15 protein-coding genes are annotated in these 25439 nt (G+C 43.4%); 12 read left to right on the forward strand and 3 right to left on the reverse strand.

From position 1 onward, the window contains the following. Window positions 1-16: 16 nt before the first annotated feature. The 3 genes from ACED59_RS11625 to ACED59_RS11635 form a co-directional block, all read right to left on the reverse strand. Window positions 17-2674: an MlaD family protein gene (locus ACED59_RS11625; RefSeq protein WP_371704949.1), complete on the reverse strand. Its 2658-nt coding sequence runs from the start codon at window positions 2672-2674 to the stop codon at window positions 17-19. After that, entirely contained in the window at window positions 2661-3962 is a 1302-nt protein-coding gene (locus tag ACED59_RS11630; protein ID WP_017099309.1) for a paraquat-inducible protein A, read from the reverse strand. The genes ACED59_RS11625 and ACED59_RS11630 overlap by 14 nt, the downstream gene beginning before the upstream one ends. Window positions 3963-4040: 78 nt before the next feature. Continuing rightward, window positions 4041-5837, reverse strand: coding sequence for an ABC transporter ATP-binding protein (locus ACED59_RS11635; protein ID WP_017099308.1), 1797 nt, complete (start codon window positions 5835-5837; stop codon window positions 4041-4043). 89 nt (window positions 5838-5926) lie between these two features. Between ACED59_RS11635 and ACED59_RS11640 the strand changes: the two genes are divergently transcribed. From ACED59_RS11640 to ACED59_RS11695, 12 genes are all read left to right on the forward strand, one after another. Further along, complete coding sequence (locus tag ACED59_RS11640) at window positions 5927-6418, forward strand: GAF domain-containing protein (RefSeq protein WP_012603880.1); 492 nt, start codon at window positions 5927-5929, stop codon at window positions 6416-6418. A gap of 97 nt (window positions 6419-6515) precedes the next feature. Further along, window positions 6516-7139 carry an RNA chaperone ProQ gene (gene proQ / locus ACED59_RS11645; protein WP_009846654.1) on the forward strand — a complete coding sequence of 208 codons (624 nt, stop codon included), beginning with the start codon at window positions 6516-6518 and terminating at the stop codon, window positions 7137-7139. A 17-nt stretch (window positions 7140-7156) separates the two neighbouring features. Next, entirely contained in the window at window positions 7157-9151 is a 1995-nt protein-coding gene (gene prc / locus ACED59_RS11650) for a carboxy terminal-processing peptidase (protein ID WP_371704950.1), read from the forward strand. Between the two features lie 285 nt (window positions 9152-9436). Beyond that, window positions 9437-10120 carry a hypothetical protein gene (locus tag ACED59_RS11655; RefSeq protein ID WP_012603881.1) on the forward strand — a complete coding sequence of 228 codons (684 nt, stop codon included), beginning with the start codon at window positions 9437-9439 and terminating at the stop codon, window positions 10118-10120. 218 nt (window positions 10121-10338) lie between these two features. Further along, entirely contained in the window at window positions 10339-12945 is a 2607-nt protein-coding gene (gene pepN, locus ACED59_RS11660; protein WP_017099306.1) for an aminopeptidase N, read from the forward strand. A gap of 215 nt (window positions 12946-13160) precedes the next feature. Further along, window positions 13161-13379 (forward strand): DUF2835 domain-containing protein, encoded by a 219-nt coding sequence (locus tag ACED59_RS11665; protein WP_004733645.1) that lies wholly within the window; start codon window positions 13161-13163, stop codon window positions 13377-13379. Window positions 13380-13612: 233 nt separating this feature from the next. Beyond that, window positions 13613-18454 (forward strand): NAD-glutamate dehydrogenase, encoded by a 4842-nt coding sequence (locus ACED59_RS11670; protein ID WP_017099305.1) that lies wholly within the window; start codon window positions 13613-13615, stop codon window positions 18452-18454. 346 nt (window positions 18455-18800) lie between these two features. After that, window positions 18801-19811, forward strand: coding sequence for a quinone-dependent dihydroorotate dehydrogenase (gene pyrD, locus ACED59_RS11675; protein ID WP_017099304.1), 1011 nt, complete (start codon window positions 18801-18803; stop codon window positions 19809-19811). Window positions 19812-20068: 257 nt separating this feature from the next. Next, the gene (locus tag ACED59_RS11680) at window positions 20069-20623 is read left to right on the forward strand and encodes a cell division protein ZapC (RefSeq protein ID WP_017099303.1); all 555 of its coding nucleotides are present in this window, start codon (window positions 20069-20071) and stop codon (window positions 20621-20623) included. Window positions 20624-21132: 509 nt separating this feature from the next. Continuing rightward, a complete protein-coding gene (gene rlmKL / locus ACED59_RS11685; protein ID WP_017099302.1) occupies window positions 21133-23253 on the forward strand; it encodes a bifunctional 23S rRNA (guanine(2069)-N(7))-methyltransferase RlmK/23S rRNA (guanine(2445)-N(2))-methyltransferase RlmL in 2121 nt (706 codons plus the stop codon). 25 nt (window positions 23254-23278) lie between these two features. Further along, window positions 23279-23539, forward strand: a complete 261-nt coding sequence (locus tag ACED59_RS11690) for a glutaredoxin family protein (RefSeq protein WP_012603885.1) — start codon at window positions 23279-23281, stop codon at window positions 23537-23539. After that, window positions 23517-25433, forward strand: a complete 1917-nt coding sequence (locus tag ACED59_RS11695) for an ABC transporter ATP-binding protein (protein WP_009846664.1) — start codon at window positions 23517-23519, stop codon at window positions 25431-25433. Before ACED59_RS11690 ends, ACED59_RS11695 begins: the two co-directional genes overlap by 23 nt. Window positions 25434-25439 lie beyond the last annotated feature (6 nt).

Genomic DNA, 25439 nt, shown 5'->3' on the forward strand with positions numbered 1-25439 from the left:
CTTCTGAGGATTCACTCTATGGGCGAGGAATTGCGGTTCTCCATGATTTCCACTCATCTTCGGCTTTAGGATAGAGATAGAAAGACTGATCTTCGTTTGCCACTGGCTGAAGCTCATTAGTCGGTGGCGTTGAGAATGTAATACCACCTCTTAACAAGCTGTCTACCGTTCCAGCTTTGATGTTTGCACCAGAGAGACCGATAGAGACATCGACACCAGATACGTTCCAAAACACGGTGTTTGCGCGGATCAGATACGCGTAGTCAGGTTCGATTTGAATCGTAGAGATGATTCGATCAGCAAACTCGCCTAGTTGAACATCGATAACACTACCGATTTCTAGTTCTCGAAATAGGATCGGTGTGCCCTCTGATACCGAGCCTCGCGTTTCGCTTTGTAGCTGGAATATCTTGCCTTCAGGCTGCACTGGCCCCTTGCTCAGCTTAAATTTCGTATTTATGTCACCATTGCCCGGGTCTACGCTGATGTGCTTAGAGAGAAGTGCAGAGACGTTTTTGATGCCATTGAGGCCGATTTCAGGTTCTGCTAACCAGAAGTGACTCTTCGCAACGGCAATCTTGTCTACGTACTCAGGTAAAATACGCGCAGTAATTTCAATACCGCCTTTATTGAAGTTAGGAATCACCAAGGTAACCTCACCGACGGTGACGCCTTGATATTTGATCGCCATGCCTTTGCTGACTTCTTGATCGCCTGAAGAGGTAATCGTAATCGCACGACCAAATTTTCGCGCGGATTTCGAATCTTTATAAAGTTTCCACACATCACCGAGTTTGTTGTCTATTCCCGGAAGAGAGTCAAAAGCAATACCGCCTTGAATAAGCGTTTTAACGGGTGCTGCTTTAATACTGATACCCGATAGCGACGCATCGATCTCAACGCCTGAGCGGTTCCAGAAAACAGTATGTTCATTGAGTAAGTGTGTGTAACGATTTTCGATCGTGACTTTGATTCTCACGCCACCATCGACAAGCTGAAAATCAGAAATGCTACCCACTTGTAGGTTGCGGTAGAGTAGTGGGCTTCCTTTAGAAATTGAAGGTAGCTCGCTCGCAAACAACGAAAGCGTCTTTGAGCCAGACTGATTAAACTTGGCGATTTCTGCTAACGATTTGCTTTGGAAAAGCTGATAGTCAGTTCGTGCTTTCGACTGACCTTCGCTAACAAAGCTAATTGAGCCAGTAAGAAGTTGTTTTGCTGGTGGGACCGTAACACTCAAGCCTGATTCGGTTAGCTCTGCAGTCGCACTGCCTGTCACAAAGAAACGGTTATGGCTTTTGATTAGGTGAGCATATTCGTTATCGACAAGCGCATCCATAAACACTTCGTGCTTATCAGAGCCAGTTCCCACACCATCGACTAAACCCACTTGGATGATAGAGCCAACAGCAATGCCTTTGTAGAGTAACTGTGTACCGACATCCAACCCGAATGAATTGTTTGACGTTAAGCGAATCGCAACGGATTTTTCTTGTTCCTGACTGAACTCATTTTTGCGAATCGCAGTAAATCGACGCGCTTTTTCACCCTCACCTGGAACCAAGGTTAGAAAATTCCCCGTGACTAAGTTGGCAATATTTTTCATTCCAGTAAGTGATAGTTCAGCTTCCTCTAAAACGAATTGACTGCCGCTATTTAAAAAGTCACTGAATGCCGGTTGGATTGCAGCCGATGCAACGACGTTTTCACGCCCTTCGCTTAAAGATAGGTCAGTGATTTGACCGATTTCGATGCCTCGATACATGATCGGAGCGCCCGTTGCACTGATCTTGTTGTCGTCGGGTACGGCTATCTTGATCGAGATACCACGACCGGCTGTTTTCAAATCTGGGTAAAGTTTGAATTTGGTGTTCATCTCTACGGGTTGACCCTCTCCCGGAGAGTCGACCGCAATTGAACCGCCAAGCAGAGCACTGAGGCTTTCTAAGCGTACGTCGACACCAGAAAATCCGATACTGGCACCTAAGCCACTGACATTCCAAAAACGGCTTTGGTCGGTAATGATATGGCTGTATTCATCTTTAATCGCCGCTTGAATCGTCACTGATTTTGCGTTGTCGTTTAGCTGGTAGTTGTAAACCTCACCAATTGGAATTTTACGATAAACGATTTGAGAGCCAACAGACACCCCTCCCAGGTCCTTGGTCGTCAATGAAATATTCAGGCCTTCCGAAGCCAATAAGTCAGAAGGGGATGATTCTAAAGCTTGGAAAACAGTTTCTGGTTCTTGCTTGGTTTCGCTAGGATGGATAGCGATATAGTTACCTGAAACAAGCGCATCTAACCCTGAGATACCAGATAAACTTGCTGTTGGTTTTACGAGCCAGAAACGCGTGCCTTTTGAGAGTAGCTTTTTCGCTTCTGGGTAGATGTCAGCATCGACATAGATGCTCGATAAATCTTTGGACAAGGTAATGTCGCGCACCATACCTACCTCTAAGCCTTGGTAGCGAATTGTCGTTCGACCTGCGACTAAACCTGCGGCATCTGAGAAATATATCTGCACACGTTGTCCTGCATCGTGTATCGATTTCATGACCAACCAACCCGCTAATGCGACGGTTAGTATCGGCAGGATCCACAAAGGGGAAATACCTTTGTTTTTCCTGACTTCTGGTGAATATGACGTTTGTGATTGGTTATCGTTGTTCATTCACTGACTCATCTTTAGAGGTGTAGTTATCCCAAATTAGCCTAGGATCTAAGCTTTCCGCCGCCAGCATCGTGAGAACAACCACGACGCCAAAAGCGACTGCACCATAACCTGGTGTAAAGTTTAAAATTTGTCCACGGTCGACCAAGGTCATCATGATCGAAATAACGAACAGATCCATTACCGACCACTTTCCCACCCATTTCACAATGAAATAGATGGTCATACGTTGTCTATGGTAAACCGCACGCTTCATTTTTATACAAATTAAGATATACGTTAGACCAAGTATTTTCGCGACAGGCACGACGATACTGGCAATAAAAATGATTGCGGCGATGCCATACATGTCGCTATTAATTAGCGAAGCGACACCGGAGATGATGGTGTCTTCTAGTCTTTGCCCGTTTGTTATCACGATAGAAATTGGAATGACGTTGGCCGGCACGATAGCCACTGAGGCGGCAAAAAGTAGAGCCCATGTCTTTTGTACAGAGTAGGGTTTGCGATGATATAAGTCATGGTGACAACGCACGCAAGTGTGTCCGTCAGGCTGAGACAGGTGACAGTTATGACAGTGTACGTTCTTACTTTTATCAAAAGAGTAGTCAGACTCTTTAGCCCAAGCTTCCCAGTAGCGACGCACACTGATCCGACTTACCAGTAACACACTGAAAAGCTGCAGTAGAATCAGACCAACTAAACCAGGGCCGACGAAAATATCTGAGTAATCTTGTAATTTGAAGCACGAGATTGCCACGCTCACCAGAAATACATCCAACATCATCCAGTGCTTAAGTGTCTGAATGATAGCTAATGCATAACGAAATGGTGTGAAAATCTTAAAGCGCAAGGATAAATGGGTGATGAGTACCGAGGTACAAACAAGTAACGGGGCGATCGAACTGCAGAATAAGATCAACAAGCCAAGTAGAGGGAAGCCTTCACCCATTAAAGTAAATACGCCAGATGGTAATGTCGCAGGTATCATGACACCAATCAGGCGAATACTGATGAATTCAAAAAAGTGTGAGGGGATAAACAGCAATAAGCAGGTAATAGCGATTGCAAGGTTTCCAGACAGGCTAGGGGTGCCGCCTCTATAAAGCTGAGTACCGCATCTTGGGCAGTAAGCGGATTTCCCCAAAGGGATGTCCATTTTATCAACGGGAAGTTCGCAGCCCTGACAAAGACGTACAGAGCTACTGTCGCACTGGTGCTGAGTCGATAGCTGCTGCTTAGTTGATAAAGGGTTGGTTACGAATGGGGAGGTCACGCGACCTCCCAAGTTGAAACACTAATCAGACTTTTAACCTGATTTAAATGCCTAGAACAACACTGATTTAAGTCTCTAAAACAATAAACATCAGGCGTGCGATTGCACACTGCCATAGAGTGTTTGATATAATCCTTGTTGTTCAACCAATTCACCATGTGTTCCTGTCTGTGTAACTTGCCCATCTTCTAAAACATAGATTAGATCGGCCTGTTTCACCGCTGATAATCGATGAGCCACTATCAAAGTTGTGCGATCTTTCAAAAACTCGCTCAGCGCTTTATGTAATGCTGACTCTGTTGCTGTATCGAGTGCTGATGTCGCTTCATCTAGAATAACAAACTTAGGATTGCTCAGCACCATTCGGGCTATAGCTAAGCGTTGTCGTTGCCCGCCAGACAATCGAACGCCATTCCTACCAATTTGTGTATCTAAGCCATTACTCAGTTGCTTGATGACATCTTGCATTTGAGAGACTTCAAGTGCACGCCACAACGACATTTCATCGTATTCAGCACCAAGGGTCAGATTATGCCTTAATGTATCGTTAAAAAGTATAGGTTGTTGTAAAACAACGGCAATTTGACTGCGTATCACATCGAAACTGATGTCGTCGGTGGTTTCACCGTTATAACGAATGCATCCAGAGTCCGCTTGATAAACACCAATCAGTAACTGGATTAACGTAGATTTACCGCCACCACTCGCACCCACCAAAGCGACTTTCTTACCTGCTGGAATGTGCAGCGATAGCCTATTTAAAACAGTGTTTTCTAATGTGTAAGAGAATGTAACGTCTTCAATGTCGACTGTCACTTCTTGATCTTCATTAAATGGGTTCACTTTACTGACAGGGCGCTTCTCTTCTTCTAACTGAAGAAGGTCGTTGATGCGCTGAAGTGCTGCTTTTGCGCTATACCAAGAGAATTGAATCCCTAGCAGCTCTTGAACCGGGCCTAACATGAACCACAAGTAACCAAATACCGCGAAAATCTGACCAATCGTTAAGTCGCTGAATAACACCATTAGCATCGCGACGGCACGGAAAAGCTCGAAACCTAATAAGAACAGCAGAAACGAAACACGGCCTGCAGCTTCTGATTGCCAAGCGTATTTGTCTGCATCGACTCTCACTTGGTTTGCTTGAACCTTAAGTTCATCGAGAAAGATACGTTCCTTATTTGCCGCACGCAGTTGGTAAATACCATCTAAGGTTTCCACTAAACGGTTTTGAAAGCGCTCGAAAGATTGGTTCTCATACTTCTTAAGGTGTTTGACTCTGCTACCTAGTTTACGGGAGAAATAAATTACAACAGGATTGACCAGTAAAATGAACAGTCCCAAGCGCCACTCTAACCATAGCAACACGATAGCGGTACCGAACACGGTCAGGAAGCTGATGATGAATTTAGAAAGGGTCGAGCCAATGAACTTATCTATTGTCTCTATGTCTGTTATTAGGTGGGCGTTAATACCGCCACTGCCTTTGGTCTCGTATTGTCTAATACTAATGCGGCCAAGCTTATCTATCATTTTGCTGCGCATTTGATAGGTAATTGTTTTTGAGACAAGCGTGAATTGACGCCCTTGTAGAATGTTCAACGCTTGGCTAACAGTCCGCATGATTATGACTAACAGCAAAGTCAGTGCAATATAGCCAGTTGGTGTCTGCAACGATGTTGGAAGTAGATGGTTCATCATCTCTAAGCCAGAAGCCGGCTTATCAAGTAATACTTCATCAACCATTAATGGCATGAGCAACGGGATAGGGACACTAATGAGAGTTGTAAATATGGCAATAATGTTAGCAAACAGTAATTTGGACTTGTGTTTTTTTACTTGAGTTATTAACCAAGAACGGCTAATAGTGTCTTCTGAATTGGTCATTGTAATGAGAATAAGTCCTATTTAGTTTGATGGCCGCATTTTACTGCGTTCTCTTGATAATGGAAGTCTCAATTTAATTGGAAGTTAATATGAAAATAGAACATTACCAACGCTTAACCAAACAAGCCGTTGCATTAATTGAATCAGAACCCGATCTAACTGCTAATCTAGCTAATATCAGCTCATTATTATTCATGGAGTTGGATGAATTAAATTGGGCTGGTTTCTATTTAATGAAGCAGGACCAAGCTAAGGAAAAAGACGAACTTGTGCTTGGCCCATTCCAAGGTCAACCGGCTTGTGTTCGAATTCCGGTTGGGCGTGGTGTGTGTGGAACTGCGGTCGCGACGAATACAGTTCAGCGCATTCATGATGTTCATGAATTCGAAGGACACATCGCTTGTGACGCTGCAAGTAACTCAGAAATCGTTATACCATTTTCGATTGACGGGAAAATAGCGGGCGTTCTTGATATCGATAGCCCAAATGTTGGTCGTTTTTCTCAAATTGACGAGGACGGATTAACATTTTTCATGGCAGAAGTGGAAAAGCTGCTTAATTCGCACGCGAACAAGGCATAAATTATTCTCTTACTGTGGTTTTTCCCAAGCATCTCTCTATAATACGTAAAAATATTTTCTTAATGCTCGCGGAAAACCGCAAAAACCAGGAACCCACATGGAAAACACTGAAAAGTTAAAAAACAGCAAAGAAGTTATCGCATATGTTGCTGAATGTTTCCCTAAATGCTTTACTCTAGAAGGTGAAGCGAAACCACTTAAAATTGGTATTTTTCAAGATCTTGCTGAACGTCTAAATGAAGACGAAAAAGTAAGTAAGACTCAGCTTCGTGCAGCGTTAAGACAGTACACATCATCATGGCGTTACCTGCACGGCGTAAAAGCTGGCGCAGAACGTGTTGACCTAGACGGCAACGTATGTGGCACACTAGAAGAAGAGCACGTTGAGCACGCTAAAGCGACACTTGCAGAAAGCAAAGCGAAAGTTCAGGCTCGTCGTAAAGAACAAGCACAGAAAGCTCGTGACGAAGGCAAAGCGAAAGCTAAAGCGAAGAAAGCTCAACAGCCTCGTCGTCAAGCGCCTAAAGCACCGAAAGTAGAAAAGCCTGTAGAAACACGCGCTTTGAACGCCGATGAATTTATCACTGGTAAAGAAGTAAATGTGAACATGGGTACAGGAAACATGGCTGCGACCATTGTTGAAATCAATAAGGAAGATGTGCGTGTTCAGTTAGCAAACGGCCTACAAATGGTTGTTAAAGCGGAGCACTTGCGCGCTTAAAGGAGATACTCCTACGCATGAAATGCCGTTCAAAATTGACACTGATTGCTGCTGGCTTTTTGCTAGCAGCTTCAGCTCAGGCTCTTGAAGCCAAATTAAATCAGGACGATTTACCTCTACTCGCTCCTGAGGTTCAACACGAAACTGCTAGTAAACGTGTTACTTCTCGATTTACTCGTTCCCACTATAAACACTTCAATCTCAACGATGATTTCTCTCAAGCTATCTTTAATCGTTATTTAGAGATGTTGGATTATAACCGTAATATCTTCACTCAAGCTGATATTGACTCTTTCGCTACTTCATCTAAACAAATTGATGACCAACTGAAAGCGGGTAATAACCAAATTGCATTCGATGTTTATAATTTGTCCATGCAGAAGCGTTTTGAACGTTTCCAATATGCGCTGTCTTTACTAGATACTGAGATTAAGTTTGATACTGATGAAAGTATTGAGCTCAATCGTAGCGAAGCGGAATGGCCAAAAGATATCGCTGAAGTGAATGAGCTTTGGAGGAAGCGTGTTAAATACGACGCGTTGAATCTAAAACTTACAGGTAAAGAGTGGCCAGAGATTCAAGAAGTTTTGGAAAAGCGTTACAACAATGCGATGAAGCGTATTACGCAATCGCACAACGAAGATGCTTTCCAGATCTACATGAACGCATTCGCGCGAGAAGTTGACCCTCATACTAGTTACCTTTCTCCAAGAAATGCAGAGCAATTTCAGTCTGAGATGAATCTATCTCTAGAAGGCATTGGTGCTGTACTTCAAATGACAGACGACTACACCGTTATCCGATCTCTCGTTGCTGGTGGCCCTGCGTCCAATAGCAAACAATTGAGTGATGGTGATCGTATTGTTGGTGTTGGTCAAGATGGCGAAGATATTGTTGATGTTATCGGCTGGCGTTTAGACGATGTAGTGCAATTAATTAAAGGACCGAAAGGGACTAAAGTTAAGCTACAGATCTTGCCTGATGGTAAAGATGCAAAAAGTCACGTTGTCACAATTGTACGCGATAAGATTCGCTTAGAAGACCGCGCTGTTAAATCAGAAGTTATCGAGAAAGATGGCAAGAAGATTGGCGTACTAGAAGTACCAAGCTTCTATGTTGGCCTTTCTAAAGATACTGATAAACTGATCACCGAACTTAAAGAGCAAGGTGTCGAAGGTATCATTGTTGATCTGCGAAACAACGGTGGTGGTGCACTAACGGAAGCAACCGAACTCTCTGGTTTGTTTATCAAAGAGGGGCCCGTTGTTCAAGTTCGTGATAGCTACGGTCGTGTAAAAGTGAACAGTGATACTGATGGCGAAATTAGTTACCAAGGTCCATTAACGGTATTGGTGAATCGCTACAGTGCTTCAGCATCTGAAATCTTTGCAGCAGCGATGCAAGATTATGGTCGTGCAATCATCCTTGGTGAAAACTCTTTCGGTAAAGGAACGGTGCAACAACACCGCTCTTTGAATCATATTTATGATTTGTTCGATAAAGAGTTAGGCTACGTTCAATACACCATCCAGAAATTCTACCGAATCAATGGCGGAAGTACGCAAAACAAAGGTGTAGTGCCTGATATTGCTTACCCAACGGCAATTGATCCAGCAGATACTGGTGAAAGTGTTGAAGATAATGCTCTGCCTTGGGATAGCATAGATAAAGCTAACTATTCAGTGTTACAGCGTAACGATGAGCAAGTTGCTGCTTTAACCGCTCAACACCAAGCTCGTATTGCGACAGACATGGAGTTTGGCTTTATCGCGCAAGATATTGAAAAATATAAGGCTGATAAAGATGATAACGACCTTTCTTTGAACGAAAAAGTACGTCAACAAGAGAGTGATGATGGGGATGTGCTTCGTCTAGAGCGTATCAATCAACGTCAAAAAGCCGCTAAGTTAGAGGTATTTAAAACGTTGGATGATATCCCTAAAGACTACGAAGCCCCGGATGCTTATCTTGATGAGTCTGTCGCTATCATGCTGGATATGATAAAGAAATAGACGCTAACGTGCCTTGTTAAAGGCGGCGTTTAAAAAAAAGCGAGCTTAGGCTCGCTTTTTTTCTATCTGCGATTTGACAAAAATCGAGGCCATTTCTCGTCTATTAATGCTTGGGTATATTCTGAATAACGTATTTTTAAAGGGTGTTTTTGCGAGCGATCATGTCGCGTAGCACTTCGTATTTAAAATTCAGTTACTTCGCATTTAAAATTTAGTGACTTAGATCAAATTTTTTCGCTTTCTATTCATTACGTGCCTAAGCTTAAAGAAAACGAGGGGGCGCGTATGAAATGGATTCTACTATTTTTATCTTGTTTAAGTTTTGTTGCTTTTGGGAGTGAGGTCGCTTCAAGCGAGCAGCAATCAAAAAGTGACAGCAATCTATCTCATTTTGACCTTCCTTTACTGCTTGGTGATTGGTATTTGATGAACCCAGATCCTGAACAAGGTACTGAAAATTTTAGAGCGATAAAGCTAACCCTTGATTCAAATTATTCATTCTCCATTGATATTCAAAAGAAAGACTACAGTGTCGACCATTGGGAAGGCTTGTATAACGCCAATGAAGATACCATTATTTTGGGTTTAAACACCTCTGAACCTCAAGTTTACGCCTATAGCAGTAACCATAATATGTTGAACCTCAACGGTGTTATGTTCACCAAGGCTTTACCAAATGCATTGGCGGGAATATGGTCAAGCGCCGAATTGTCCGGAAGCGACTTGCGCGCGAGTAATATTCAAAAAATGGATTTAGTGCTTCAACCTGACTTTGTATTTATGTTCAGAGTGTCCGATGAAGTGGGGAGTGAGGTTGTTCGTCGTGGGGTGTATTACACAGAAGGCGATCAATTGGTGCTTCTGTATGAAAATGGCGAGCACGGCACTCGTTACACATTAAACAGCGACGTCTTGACGCTTCAAGGTGAAGAAGGCGACATGTTTGCAGTACTCAATCGTATTCGATAATGACGGGTTGGATGCGCAAAGTCAGGTTTGTTGATAATATGGCTCACAGTTCATTTATTAGCCGTTCCTTTCTTATTTGGTTGATAAAATAGCAAAACATGGAGGCGTTTTACTACAATGCCTCCTTTTTTCAATATTCCCCTTGTGTTCTTGGCCCTCAACCTTTAGATATATACAGTTAAAATACAATTACGTATAACGATCAAAAGGAACCCGTCATGGCACATACACCTCAAGCCAAGTATCGTAAAGATTATCAATCACCATCTCACACTATTTCTCAAATCGATCTTACTTTCGATTTGTACGATTCAGCGTCCATCATTACGGCGGTGTCTAGTGTTAAGCAAGAGAAAGATAGTTCGACCTTAGTACTTGATGGTGAAGGTTTGACGTTGGTTTCTGTTTTAGTTGAGGGTCAAGAGTGGACGCAATTCGAGCAATCTGAAACTCAACTGACACTGAGCGGACTACCGAAAGATTTCACACTCACGATCGTGACGGAAGTAAATCCTGAAGGGAATAGTGCACTTGAAGGTTTGTATAAGTCGGGTGGCGCATTCTGTACTCAGTGTGAAGCTGAAGGTTTCCGTCGTATTACTTACTACATGGACCGCCCTGATGTATTGGCAAAATTCACCACAACGGTAATCGCAGACAAAGCAGAAAATCCATTCTTACTTAGTAATGGTAACCGTATAGATGAAGGTGATGCTGAAAATGGTCGTCACTGGGTTAAGTGGCAAGACCCACATCCAAAACCTGCTTACTTGTTTGCTCTTGTTGCCGGTGACTTTGATGTACTTCGTGACGCTTACACCACACAATCAGGCCGCAAAGTTGACCTAGAAATCTTTGTCGACAAAGGCAATCTAGACCGCGCAAACCACGCGATGGTTTCTTTGATTAACTCAATGAAGTGGGACGAAGAGCGTTTCAATCTTGAGTATGACTTAGACATCTACATGATCGTAGCTGTTGATTTCTTCAACATGGGCGCGATGGAAAACAAAGGTCTGAACGTATTTAACTCTAAGTTTGTTTTAGCGAACGACCAAACAGCAACCGACACCGACTACCTAGGCATCGAAGCGGTAATCGGTCATGAATATTTCCATAACTGGACCGGTAACCGAGTGACATGTCGCGATTGGTTCCAACTAAGCTTGAAAGAAGGCTTAACCGTATTCCGTGACCAAGAGTTCTCATCTGATCTTGGTTCTCGCGCAGTAAACCGAATCAACAATGTTCGTATTATTCGCGGGCCACAATTCGCTGAAGATGCAAGTCCAATGTCTCACCCAATTCGCCCTGAAAAAGTGATAGAAATGAACAACTTCTACACATTGACGGTATACGAAAAGGGCAGTGAAGTGATCCGAATGATCCACACATTGTTGGGTGAGGAAGGTTTCCAAAAAGGCATGAAGCTTTACTTTGAACGTCACGATGGTACCGCTGCAACTTGCGAAGATTTCGTTGCTGCAATGGAAGATGCGTCGGGCGTTGACCTGTCTCAGTTCCGTTTATGGTACAGCCAGTCTGGTACGCCGACGCTGTCTGTTGAAAGTCACTACGACGCAGAAAAGAAAGAGTACACGTTAACAACTCGCCAAGTAACGGCTCCAACTCATGAGCAAACGGATAAGCAAGCTCTGCATATTCCTCTAGACATCGAGCTATACACCGCGTCGGGTGAAGTAATTGGGTTACAATGTAACGGTCAGCCAGTTCACAATGTATTAGATGTGAAAGAAGCGGAACAAACGTTTGTGTTTGAAAACGTTTCAGAGCAACCGATCCCATCGCTACTGCGTGAATTCTCTGCGCCAGTGAAATTGGAATACGATTACTCAGATGAAGAGCTGATCTTCCTGATGGTGAATGCTCGCAATGAGTTCTCTCGTTGGGATGCGGGTCAAATGCTGCTAGCGAAATACATCCGTAGCAACGTAGATAACGTTCAACAAGGTCAAAAGTTTGAACTTTCTGCTTCTGTTGTTGATGCATTCCGCGGGGTACTGCTTAGTGATTCACTAGAACCTGCGTTTATTGCAGAAATGCTTTCTCTACCGAGCCATAACGAAGTGTCGGGTTGGTATGAGTGCGTTGATATTGATGCAGTCGCATCTGTTCTTAACTCAATGAAAGTAACACTAGCTGCAGAACTTGAAGACGAGTTAGCGGCGGTTTATCACAGCCATGCACTAACAGAATACACGATCGATCACGATTCGATTGGTAAGCGTACTCTACGTAAAGTCTGTCTAAGTTACTTAGCGCATACTGAAAAGGGTAATGACTTGGTTGTTGCTATGTACCAACAAGCAAACAACATGACAGATACAATGGCAGCGATGGGCGCGGCGAACAGTGCGCAACTACCATGTCGTGAAACCTTGATGGCGGATTACAGCGACAAGTGGAAACATGATGGTCTTGTCATGGATAAGTGGTTTGCATTGCAAGGTTCAAACCCAAGCTCTAATGCACTTGAAGTGATTAAAGCGTCGATGTCGCACCAAGCGTTCAGCTTGAAGAACCCGAACCGTACTCGTAACTTGGTTGGTTCGTTCTTAAACATGAACCCGGTTCAATTCCACGCCAAGTCAGGACAAGGTTACGCGTTTGCTGGCGAGATCCTACGTGAACTGAACAGCAGCAACCCGCAAGTGGCTTCACGTTTGATTGACCCGCTACTTAAGTTCCGTAAGTACGATGATGAACGCCAAGCTCTAATCAAAAAAGAACTTGAGACGCTGAAGAACATGGACAACCTTGCAAAAGACTTATTCGAGAAAGTGGCAAAAGCACTAGAGGCTTAAATCAGCCGCTTATTCAGGTAACTGTTTGATCATAAGCGGTTTGCTAATAAACAGTTTACTAGTAACGAAAAGTCATCAGTGGTAGAGAATATCTGCCACTGATTTTTTTGTTTCTGGTTTATCGAATTTTCGATAAGCTAGAGCAGTTTCAAGTTCACTTTCAGACATCGTTAAGTGCCAAAAATACCGGCACTGTATATTTATACAGGTATCGTATGAATCGCTATATTTTCCAACTTAACATCTCATATCAGCAGTTTTTGGCTAGCTACTCGGGTGCCGCAAGTAAAGTTCAAGTGATAACAACAACAGGGTTACGCTTACAGCTACCTGCAACTCGCTTCAGACCATTTCTTACACAAATAGGGGTTAGAGGACAGTTTAGGTTAACAACTGACCAAAAAAATAAGTTTATTAAGTTGGAAGCTCTGTAAAGCTTGGCGTGCCTAGTGAGTTAAAGGGAATCTTAATCACATAATCAAACATTTCACCTCTTACCACCTCTAAAACAATTAACTATTTATCAATAATGCTTTTACAATAAATGAATGCATTACCTTTGCTTAACTCGTTAGTAGAACTGGCCTTGAAGGCTTGATTCAAACGCTAGCTTAAGTAAGCCCCCTAATAATAAAATAAAATAAAATTCTAATTGTGGAGTGTGACTATGACCGCACGTGAAACTGTGGTTCCAGTTTTACTTGAAAAAGTTTACAAACTGATTCAAGACAAACTTGACCTTGCTCATCGACCTCTCGTAACTCAACTTGCTCAACACTTGTTTAGTAACGTTTCTCACGACGATCTAACTCAGAGAAACGAATCCGATTTATACGGTGCTGTAGTTAGCTTATGGCATCACATCAATGAAAAGAAAGCTGACCAAATCTCTGTTCGTGTTTTTAACCCGACAGTAAGTCGTCAAGGTTGGCAATCTACTCACACTATCGTAGAGATAGTCGTACCAGATAGCCCATTCCTTGTAGACTCTGTAAAAATGGCGCTGACTCGCCTAGACCTTTCTTCTCACCTTATGCTTCACAATCCAACACAAATTTCTCGCTCTGATAAGGGCAGTGTTGTCGGCGTTAGCAATAACGAAGGTGCATTCCAATCGCTTTTCCATATCGAAGTAGACCGTCTTAGCAGCAAAGCTGAAATGACAGCGCTCAAAACGGAACTACTGGATATCTTTACCGATACTGGTTTAGTCGTGAACGATTGGCTGAAGATGGTTGAAAAACTTGAGGAAGTAACTAATCAAGTTGAAAAGCAAAAAGAAAGCATTCCTGTAGACGGTCAACGTTTTGATGAGACGTTGGCGTTTCTTCGTTGGTTAGGCGAGCACAACTTTACGTTTATGGGTTACAAGGAATATGACCTTGTTTCTGTAAATGGTGACACAGAACTACAACCGACCAAGGAGCAAGGCCTTGGTTTGTTTGCGAATTCAGATCGTGTGCGTAACGTTAAGCTGTCTGAGTTTTCTGATTCGGCACGTCTTGAAGCCAAAAAGCCTTATGTACTTATCGTAACCAAGGGCAACACGGCTTCACGCATTCACCGCCCAGCTTACAATGATTACATTGGTATTAAGAAGTTCGATAAGAACGGTAAGGTCATTGGTGAACACCGCTTTACTGGTCTTTACACCTCTGCCGTTTATAACCAAACCGTTGAAACTATTCCTCTTGTTCGCGAGAAAGTAGAGCGTATCTTAGACGCGAGTGGTTACCGTGAAGGTTCATACTCTTATAAAGCTCTGCACAACATTCTAGAAAACTACCCGCGAGATGAACTGCTTCAAGCTCGTGAAGAAGAATTGCTAGAAGTCGGTACTGGCGTAGTTCAAATGCAAGATCGCGATCTTCTGCGTTTGTTTGTTCGCAAAGACCCGTTTGGCCGTTTCTTTAGCTGCATGGTTTACGTTACTAAAGATCGTTACAACACCGAACTTCGTCGTCAAACCCAACGCATCTTGAAGCAGTATTTCGGTTGCGAAGAAGAGGTCGAATTCACGACATACTTCTCTGAAAGCCCACTGGCAAGAACGCACTATATTGTTCGTGTTGATAACAACAACATGGATGTGGACGTGAAAACAATTGAGCAAAATTTAATGGAAGTATCGTCTACGTGGGATGACCGCCTGTCTGAATCAATCGTTGCTAACTTCGGTGAGAGCAAAGGTCTTCCGTTATCGAAAGAGTACATGCGTGCATTCCCACGTTCGTACAAAGAAGACATGATGCCTGGTTCTGCGGTTGCAGATATCGAGCGTTTAGAAGCACTAAGTGAAGACAACAAACTGGGCATGCTTTTCTACCGCCCTCAAGAAGAAGCGGCAGACTCTAAAGCTGTTCGTTTGAAGCTGTTCTACCACAGTGATGAGCCGATTCACCTGTCTGATGTTATGCCAATGCTTGAAAATTTTGGCCTGCGCGTTATTGGTGAATCACCTTATGAAGTACGCAAGACCAATGGGGTGACTTATTGGATCCTTGATTTCTCGATGCTGCATAAGAGTGACAAGACGATTGATCTTCGTGAAGCGCGCGATCTATTCCAACAAGCCTTTGCTGCGATTTGGGAAGGTGAATTAGACAGCGATGGTTTTAACCGCTTGGTATTGGGTGCTGCTCTTTCTGGCCGTGAAATCTCAATCTTACGTGCGTATGCGCGTTACATGCGCCAAGTGGGTTTCCCATTTAGCCAACAATACATTGAAGACACATTGTCTCATTACCCAGATCTAGCGAAAGGGTTAGTGAGCTTATTCGGCAAGCGTTTTGATCCTAAATTAAAGGGTAGCGCGAAAGGGCAACAAGATCTTATTAAGAAGATCACTGAACAGTTGGATCATGTAGAAAGCTTGGATGATGATCGTATCATTCGTCGTTACATGGAAATGATCACAGCAACGCTTCGCACTAACTACTATCAGTTAGACGACAACAAACAGTCTAAACCTTGGTTGGCTCTGAAAATGAGACCAAGCGAGATCCCAGATATCCCAGCGCCGGTTCCTGCGTTTGAGATCTTCGTTTACGCACCAGACATTGAAGGTGTGCATCTACGTGGCGGTAAAGTCGCTCGTGGTGGTTTACGTTGGTCAGACCGTCAAGAGGATTTCCGTACTGAGATTCTAGGCCTAGTTAAAGCACAGCAAGTTAAGAACACAGTAATTGTACCTGTTGGTGCAAAAGGTGGTTTCGTTTGTAAGCGTCAACACACTATGTCTGGCCGTGATGAAATTTTCGCTGAAGGTCAACGTTGTTACAAGCGCTTCATCCGTGCATTACTAGACGTATCAGACAACATCATTGAAGGTGAGGTTATTCCACCTAAGAGTGTTGTTCGTCACGATGAAGATGATCCGTATTTGGTTGTTGCCGCCGATAAAGGTACCGCAACGTTCTCAGATCTAGCAAACTCAGTATCTGCTGAATACAATTTCTGGTTAGGCGATGCATTTGCCTCTGGTGGCTCTAACGGCTATGACCATAAAGCCATGGGTATCACGGCGAAAGGTGGCTGGGAATCTGTCAAACGTCACTTCCGTGAAATGGGCATCAACTGTCAAACAACGGACTTTACCGCTATCGGTGTAGGTGATATGGCGGGCGATGTATTTGGTAACGGCATGCTGTTGTCTAAGCATATTCGTATGCAAGCTGCGTTTAACCACATGCATATTTTCATCGACCCGAATCCAGAATCAGCATCAAGCTGGGTAGAGCGTGAGCGCTTGTTTAATCTTCCTCGCTCAAGCTGGGAAGATTACAACAAAGACCTGATTTCTCAAGGTGGTGGCATCTTCTCTCGTCGAGCGAAGTCTATCTCTTTGACGCCTGAAATTCAGAAAATGCTGGGTACTAAGAAAGCATCAATGGCACCAAATGACTTGATCAAAGCGATCTTGTCTATGAAGGTTGATCTTCTTTGGAATGGCGGTATCGGTACTTACGTTAAGTCTTCAAACGAGACTCATACAGATGTTGGTGACCGTGCAAATGACGTGCTTCGTATCGATGGCCGTGACCTGAAAGCTAAGGTTGTTGGTGAAGGCGGTAACTTGGGTATGACTCAATTGGGTCGTATTGAATACGCGCTGACGGGTGGCCGCGTTAATACTGACTTCGTTGATAACGTTGGTGGTGTTGACTGTTCGGATAATGAAGTAAACATTAAGATCTTCTTGAATGGTTTGGTGTCTAATGGTGATCTAACCGTTAAGCAACGTAACCAAGTGCTTGAATCGATGGAAGATGAAGTTGGCGAAATTGTTCTAGACGACGCATATTGTCAAGCTGAGTCTATTTCGGTTACTGAGCATCAAGGTGTTGGCTTAGTAAAAGAGCAAATCCGTTTTATTCATACAATGGAAAAAGCAGGGTACTTGGATCGTGGTTTGGAATACATCCCAGATGACGAAACACTGCTTGAGCGTGAAAAGCAGGGCCAAGGCCTAACAAGACCTGAGCTTTCTGTACTTGTCGCTTACGGTAAAATGGTGCTTAAAGAAGATCTTGTTAGTGATGATATCGCTAATGATGAATTCCATGCTCAACAGCTTATGCAGTACTTCCCAACCGCGTTACGTCGTAACTATTCTCAACACATGGATAACCATCCACTACGTTCTGAAATCATCGCGACTGCACTGGCTAACCAAATGGTTAACGAGATGGGTTGTAACTTCGTTACTCGTCTGCAAGAAGAGACGGGCGCAAATATCGTTGATATTGCCAATGCTTACGCAGCAACACGTGAAATCTATGGTCTTGGCAAAGTTCTGAAGAGCATCCGTGAACTGGACAATGTTTCAAGTTCTGAAGCTCAATATGAATTGATCTACCATGTTCGTCGTACACTTCGTCGTTTGGCTCGTTGGTTGCTAAGAAACCGTACCGGAAAACAGTCAGTGAAAGCATTGATTGAACTTTACCAAGGCGATGTTCTTACTATCACAGAGAAACTGGATGAAAACCTAGTGGCTTCTGAAGTAGAAGAGCATAACGCAATGGCACAGTTATGGATTGACCAAGGCGTAACCCCTGAGTTGGCTAATTCAGTTGCGCGTTTGTCTAGCTTGTACTCGGCACTGGATATATCCACAGTGGCTCGTGAGACAGGTAAAACAGTACAACAAGCGTCGAAGCTTTACTTCAACCTTGGCGACCGTTTGTCTCTGCACTGGTTCTTGAAGCAAATCAATGGTCAAGCTGTAGATAACAACTGGCAAGCGCTGGCACGTGCAGCATTCAGAGAAGATCTGGATTGGCAGCAACGTCAGCTAACTGGCCAAGTGCTTAACTGCGGTTGTGCTTCAGACATCGATGTGATTAAAGCGCTTGATGATTGGATGGAAAGTAACTCTGATTCTCTACATCGTTGGGAAAGTATCCTCAATGAATTCAAAGTAGGTTCGGTTCATGAGTTTGCCAAGTTCTCGGTAGCACTGCGTGAATTGATGTTATTGAATCTAAACTGCATGTCGACAGATTAGTGATGAGATAAAACGAAAGACATAAGGGCAGGCCATAAGGTTTGCCTTTATCGTTTCTATAAAGTGGCATCAATAGGTCTAACGATTTTTGACGGACCCACTTCTTTTGACGGACCCACTTCGTGGACACCTTGCTTGTTGTTAAAAGAGTGGGTGGCTGTAATATGGTAGAGACTAGAAATGAGTAAACTGACTGCTGAAACGATAACGTTTGCTTAATAAAGAACCTCATTCGCTAACAAACTCGATTATCTTACCCTTACAGACAGTAATAGATTGAATAGTTGAGTAAATAAGTAAATAATATCGCCCCGTTTACACGGGGCTTTTTTCTATCGGAGGCACAATGCTCTACCGTCTAGCCAGAACTGGCTTTTTCCAACTTGATGCCGAAAAGGCACATGATCTTGCAATTCAAAATTTCAAACGCTTCACAGGCACTCCTATTGATCTTTTGTATCGCCAACAATTACCTAATCGACCTGTAGAATGCATGGGTCTTACTTTTAAAAACCCAGTTGGCCTAGCGGCTGGCCTAGATAAAAACGGCGAATGTATTGATGCATTTGGCGCAATGGGTTTTGGTTTCGTTGAAGTAGGAACGGTAACTCCTCGTCCACAAGCCGGTAATGACAAACCACGTCTGTTCCGTCTTGTTGAAGCTGAAGGTATCATCAACCGCATGGGGTTCAATAACCTAGGCGTCGACAATCTTATTGAGAACGTTAAGAAGTCGAACTACGACGGCATCTTAGGTATCAACATCGGTAAGAACAAAGACACACCAATTGAAAAGGGCGCTGAAGATTACTTGATCTGTATGGAGAAGGTATATCAATACGCTGGTTACATTGCTGTGAACATCTCTTCACCAAATACTCCAGGACTTCGTTCTCTACAATACGGCGAAGCTCTAGACGATCTATTGTCTGAACTTAAAACGAAACAATCTGAACTAGAAGAGAAGCATGGTAAATATGTTCCTCTTGCTCTTAAGATTGCTCCGGATCTAAGTGATGACGAAATTAGCCAAATTTGTGAATCATTGATCAAAAATAAGATCGATGGTGTGATCGCAACAAACACAACATTGGATCGTTCAATCGTTGAAGGCATGAAACATTGCGATGAAGCGGGTGGCCTAAGTGGACGTCCAGTTCAATCTCGCAGTACTGAAGTGGTTCGTAAACTTCACGAAGAGTTGGGTGACCAATTACCGATCATCGGGGTAGGTGGCGTTGACTCTTACGTCGCTGCGAAAGAGAAAATGATGGCAGGCGCGAAGCTTGTACAAGTTTACTCTGGTTTCATCTACAAAGGCCCTGGTCTTGTAGGCGACATCGTTAAAAATTTATAGTCCCCGAAAACCAGATCTTTTATAAACCCAGAGCTTTTATAAACAGAGTTATCAAAAAGATTTGGTTATTTTAGGAAAGCTATAATTTGGCATCGTCTTACTAAAAGAGACACTGTAACTCACTGAGTTGTAGAGAGAAGCGATAAGAAAGAGGAATTCATTTCCTCTTTTTTTTTGCCTATTGCTCAGTAAAATTACTGTAATTGAAGGTAATTTTGCGTTTTACCTAATGGAATGGTTCAACAGTGTGAGACGAAATGATGCTTAAACCTAGCGATACATGGAGTTGGTATTACGATGAGCAGCAATGTTCATTAATGCTAAACCTCGGAGAGGATATGATTTTCAAAACGAATCTGGTCCGCAATAAGCTGGTGGACTGCGCGTTTAGAGATAATGAATTCACCGTTGATGACGCATCTTCATACCAAACCTTCAAAGAACAAATTTCTGGCTTAGAACTGTCTGAGCCTCGCCAAGCTGAACTCGCACTATATTGTGTGGCAGCAAAGCGCTTCCACAAGCCTGTACAGCCTAAAAGCTGGTTCTTCGATTCACAAGGCGCTGGCCACGAATCTCCTCAAGAAGGGGATATCGTACAAATGAATAACGAGCATAGCCTAGGTTACTTCATTGTATTGGAAGTGGGAGAGTGTGCGAGCCTATGTGCATTTGTCGACTTAGAAGAGTTTCTGCTCACACCTTCAAAAGGGTTAAGCTTTGGAGACTCGATTAAAGTGATGCACGATAGGATGGTAGACGCGAACTCTATTCTTCATTTTCACCATACACATATTGCAATGGTCGGTTAATTCCCCAGTTTAGTTCATCATTTCTAACACACATTGCAACGCATAAACCTATCAAACCTTCCTTAGAATCGGCTCAATAGCCGATTTTTTTGTGCCTAAAAAACCTCATCCAGATAAATACATCACCGCTTAACTATTTAATTAGTGAACTTGTGACTGTTTTTTCATCTTAATTTCTGCCTATTTTCATCGGCAGAAGTGTAAATTACCTCCCTTTATTCCCTGTTTTTGTGCCTTTGTAGCTAACTTTCAGTCTTAAATTGGCTCTGGTATATACCAATTTTAAGGTGAATATAAATTCACGCCGCCGCATTGGCCGATGTTTGGTCATAAATTGTGCTGATTTGATAAGTCTTATGTTCTAAGGGGATGTGGGTAAGCGATCGCTTCATGACTGTGTGTTTGCTAGCCAGTTAGTCGAAAGATTCAATGAAAAGACAAGTTTAGTGTGATGCTCTAATAACAAATTCAGGTATAATCGAGCTAATTTTTATCAATAAAAGAACACTATGAATCAATATCTAGCGGTTACCTCAAACGGCCTTGAGAATTTATTAGTTGAAGAACTAACCCAACTAGGGATTACAAATGCAAAACCTGTTCAAGCAGGTGTTAAATTCAAAGCGACCAATGAGCAAATTTATCGTTGTTGTTTATGGAGTCGTTTGGCTTCTAGATTTGTACGTGTCCTTTCTGAATTCACTTGTATGGACGACATGGATTTGTACCTATCAACCACCGCGGTTAACTGGGTAAATCAATTCCATAGCTCTAAGCGTTTTGTTGTTGACTTTAACGGTACAAACAACGAAATCCGTAATAGCCAATACGGTGCGATGAAAGTAAAAGATGCCGTTGTTGATAGCTTTGAGAAAAAGTCTTTGCCTCGTCCGTCTATCAGCAAAGAAAATCCAGATATTCGTATTCACGTTCGTCTACATCGTGATAAAGCGATTCTTGGTGTTGATATGGTAGGTAGCGGTCTTCACCAACGTGGTTATCGTCCAGAATCAGGCCGCGCACCATTGCGTGAAACCCTTGCTGCAGCGATTCTTCTTCGTAGTGGCTGGGATGCGACTAAGCCTTTCCTAGACCCAATGTGTGGTTCAGGTACGTTAGTGATTGAAGCGGCAATGATGGCTGCGAACATGGCTCCAGGTGTTAAACGCCAGAAGTGGTGTTTTGAATCACTAGAAGATTTTGAACCAGAACTGTGGGCTGAAGTGAAAGCTGAAGCGAACGTTCAAGGTCGTCGTGGCGTTAAGAAAGTAGAATGTAAGTTCTATGGCTACGACAATGACGAGCGCATGATCAAAACAGCGCGTGACAATGCTCGTCGTGCTGGTGTTGAAGAGCTGATTGAATTCGAAGTAGGCGATGCTGCAAAGCTTAAGCGTCCTACAGAGTTTGCTGATGGTGTGATTGTTTCTAACCCACCTTATGGTGAGCGTCTTGGCACAGAGCCGGGTTTGATTGCACTTTACACGGCATTCGGTGCACAACTTAAAGCGGAATTTGGCGGTTGTAACGCGTCTATCTTCTCTAGTTCTGACGAACTGCTTAGCTGCTTACGTATGCGTGCAGACAAACAGTTCAAATTGAACAATGGTGCGTTACCGTGTCACCAAAAGAACTACTCAATTTCAGACCGTCCGATGTCAGAGCGTCCAACGGGTGAACAAGAGCAACTTATTGCCCCAGACTTCGCAAACCGTCTTAAAAAGAACATCGGTAAAATTGGCAAGTGGGCTAAGAAAGAGCAATTAGATTGTTACCGTATCTACGATGCGGACTTACCAGAATACAATGTAGCGATTGACGTATACCCAGGTCACCTAGTGATTCAAGAATACGCAGCACCTAAAGATGTACCGGAAGAGAAAGCAAAACGTCGCTTAACAGATATCATCCGTGCTTCTATTCAAGTCACTGGCGTTGAAGCAAACAACGTGGTTCTTAAGGTTCGTCAGAAGCAGAAAGGCCGATCTCAATATCAAAAAATGGCTCAAGACTCCTCTAACCTAGAAGTGAACGAATACGGCGTTAAGCTGATTGTTAATCTTCATGACTACTTAGATACGGGCTTGTTCTTAGATCATAAGATCACTCGTCGTCGTATCGGCGAAATGGCTGCAGGTAAAGATTTCCTTAACTTGTTTGCTTACACAGGCAGTGCCTCTGTTCATGCTGCTGTGGGTGGTGCACGCTCTACAACAACCGTTGACATGTCTAATACCTACCTTGAGTGGGCAAAACAGAACATGGAGCTTAATGGCCGTGTTGGTCGTCAACATCAGTTTGTTCAAGCCGACTGCTTACAGTGGTTGGTTAAAGAGCAGGGTTCTTACGACCTGATCTTCATTGATCCCCCAACGTTCTCAAACTCTAAGCGTATGGATCAATCTTTTGATGTTCAGCGTGATCACATTCAATTGATGGAAAACCTTAAGCGTCTTCTTCGTGAAGAAGGCACAATTGTGTTCTCTAACAACAAGCGTCACTTCAAAATGGATGTAGAAGGCCTAGAAGAGTTAGGTCTCAAAGCTCAGAACATCTCATCTAAAACGCTTCCATTGGACTTCTCTCGTAACAAGCACATTCATAACTGCTGGTTGATTACACATAAGTAATTAAGAGATTGTATAAGGATATAGCGTGCTGACTCTCTACAGTACAGAAGGGTGCCATCTATGTGAGATGGCATTCAAACTCACGGAACAGTTAAACATTAGCCATCACGTCAACGTTGTCGACATTGCATTTGATGATGAGCTCTTTTCCCGTTACGGGGTCACTATTCCGGTGCTCAAATTTGAAAGCTCTGACTTTTCTCAAAGCTCAGAGCTTAACTGGCCATTTGGCTTGTTAGAACTTAATGATTGGTTAAAAAAGAATGGCATTACTTACAATTCATAACGGGCAATTAGCGTTTGGCGATCACCCGTTATTAGATCGTGCGGACTTTGCACTGCAAGAAAACGAACGTGTGTGTTTAGTAGGGCGCAATGGCGCGGGTAAGTCTACGTTGATGAAAATCCTGTCAGGGAACATCATCATGGACGACGGTAAGATGCAAATCACACAAGATGTGGTTGTGTCTCGCCTTGAGCAAGATCCACCGCGTAATGAAGAAGGCACCGTTTATGATTACGTTGCTGGTGGCCTAGCGGAAATCGGCGAACAGCTGAAGATCTATCATGATCTTTTGGATCTCATTGGTACTGACCCTAGCGAAAAGAACTTAAATCGTCTTACTCGTGTGCAAGAGCAGTTGGATCATGCCAACGCATGGCGCTTCGAAGATCGCGTAAGTAACGTAATGGCGGCGCTTAAACTCACTGCTGAAACAAAACTGACGGATTTGTCTGGTGGTTGGCAACGTAAAGCGGCGCTTGCTCGTGCGCTTGTATGTGACCCAGACGTACTTCTACTCGACGAACCGACTAACCACCTAGATGTTGCGACAATCGAATGGTTAGAAGGCTTCCTGAAAGACTTCCGTGGTTCAATCATCTTTATCTCGCATGACCGTGCTTTCATCAAATCAATGGCAACTCGCATTGTCGATCTTGATCGCGGCAAGCTGAGCTCGTTCCCTGGCGATTACGAAAACTACTTGCTAGAGAAAGAAGAAGCGTTACGTGTCGAAGAGATGCAGAACGCTGAATTCGATAAAAAGCTTGCTCAAGAAGAAGTGTGGATTCGTCAGGGTATTAAAGCTCGTCGAACGCGTAACGAAGGCCGTGTACGTGCACTTAAGAAGTTGCGTGAAGAGCGCATCAATCGTCGTGAAGTGCAGGGTAAAGCGGTTATTCAGATCGATGATGGTCAACGTTCAGGCAAGATTGTATTCGAAGCAGAGAATCTTAACTTTGGCTTTGAAGGCAAAGAGATTGTTAAAGATTTCAGCTTCAACATTATGCGTGGTGATCGTATTGCTCTGATCGGCCCTAATGGCTGTGGTAAGAGTACCGTGCTTAAACTGCTTCTTGATCAGCTGAAGCCTGATTCTGGCCGTCTGCATTGTGGTACTAAACTTGAAGTGGCTTACTTCGACCAATATCGAGAAATTCTAGACCCTGAGAAGTCAGTAATTGACAATCTGGCGGATGGTAAGCAAGAAGTGACAGTAGGCGGCCGTGAGCGCCATGCACTGAGCTACCTACAAGATTTCTTGTTCTCTCCTAAACGTGCTCGCACTCCTGTGAAGGCACTGTCTGGTGGTGAGAAAAACCGCCTGTTATTAGCTCGTATTTTCCTTAAGTCGAATAACTTATTGATTCTCGATGAGCCAACCAACGATCTAGATATCGAAACTTTGGAACTTTTAGAAGATTTGCTTGCCAACTATCAGGGTACGCTTCTTTTAGTGAGCCACGATCGACAGTTTGTTGATAACACGGTTATGACAAGTTGGATTTTTGAAGGCAACGGCGTTGTTGAAGAATTTGTTGGTGGTTACCACGATGCTCAGCAACAAAGAAAGCAGGCTATAGAGTACCGACAGGTTGAAAAGCCATCAAAGCCAGAGAAAGTAGTTGAGGAAACTCCCAAAACTGCGCCAGTTAAGGCTAAAGCTAAGAAGTTATCGTATAAGCTACAACGAGAACTAGAAGCGCTACCTTTGCGTTTGGAAGAATTGGAAACTCAAATTGAAACTCTTCAGGAAGAAGTCAACGATCCTAGCTTCTTTTCAAAATCTGTAGAGCAGACACAACCAGTATTAGATAAGCTATCTGCAGCAGAGCAGGAGCTTGAAGTTGCTTTTGAGCGCTGGGAAGAGCTCGAGGCACTACAACAGGAAAGTTAAGAAGTA

Source organism: Vibrio sp. FF266 (assembly GCF_041439695.1).
GTDB lineage: Bacteria > Pseudomonadota > Gammaproteobacteria > Enterobacterales > Vibrionaceae > Vibrio > Vibrio tasmaniensis_A.